Source organism: Streptococcus sp. DD11 (assembly GCF_001578865.1).
GTDB classification, from domain to species: domain Bacteria; phylum Bacillota; class Bacilli; order Lactobacillales; family Streptococcaceae; genus Streptococcus; species Streptococcus panodentis.
In genome coordinates this window covers 1-923 of record NZ_KQ969412.1, presented here as the reverse complement: position 1 = coordinate 923, position 923 = coordinate 1, and the positions used below count along the sequence as shown (strand labels likewise).

Genomic DNA, 923 nt, shown 5'->3' with positions numbered 1-923 from the left:
AGAAAGGTTATGCCATGTCTAGTTTACCACAAAATCCTCAACTTCGTAGCTCTATTTCAACATTTTTCAAAGAAATTTCTTTGACCGCCTTTCTCTCTGGTCCTTTGTTGGTGATTCTTCATTTCTTGCTTTCTAGTATCTTTTCAAATCGTTCCCCATATCAATTCTTGAAAGAGATGGAAGAAAAACCTTTTTCACAGAAAACTTTCCATAATCGTCTCTCAAATCCTAAGGTTAATTGGCGAGAGCTTCTGCTAAAAGTTTCAAAGAACTTGATTTCTAGCCTTTCTCCTCTTACCAGTGATAGCCGAAAAACTGTTTTTATCATCGATGATTCAATCTATCCTCGTGCTCGTTCTAAAAAAGTAGAACTTCTAAGCAAACAGTTTGATCATGCCAAAAAAATTTATGTCAATGGCTTTCGCTTCCTTAATCTGGGTTGGAGTGATGGGAATACTTTTTTACCCGTTTCCTTTGGTCTACTCGGGGGCAAGGAAAGTCAACTGGAAAACGTAGATAGAAGAACCTTATCAGGTAAGCGTAAAGCAGAAGCAGTTACACCTGCAACGGAGGTAACCATAAACCTTCTTAAAGAAGCGATAAACAAGGGAGTCAAAGCTGATTATGTTCTCTTTGATTCTTGGTTTTCTAGTCCCAAAATGTTTACCTCTATTCGTCAACTCAATCTCCATGTCATTGCCATGGTCAAGAAAACTTCAAAAGTCTACTACAATTACCAAGGAGAACGTCTATCCGTCAAGCAATTGTATAAGAAATATCCGAAACGTCGCGGGTGTGCTAAATATTTACTGAGCCTTATCGTAACAACGACTTATGACAAGGAGGAAATCCCAGTAAAACTGGTTTTTGTACGCAATCGTAATAAAAGAAACGACTATCTCGTTCTTGCCAGCACCGATACC

The 923-nt window shown here is 38.4% G+C and carries 1 protein-coding gene; it reads left to right on the top strand.

Annotated features, from left to right (window positions below):
- Nucleotides 1-14 precede the first annotated feature (14 nt).
- A partial coding sequence (locus STRDD11_RS13140; RefSeq protein ID WP_164828512.1) for an IS4 family transposase occupies nt 15-923 on the top strand: 909 nt, incomplete at its 3' end.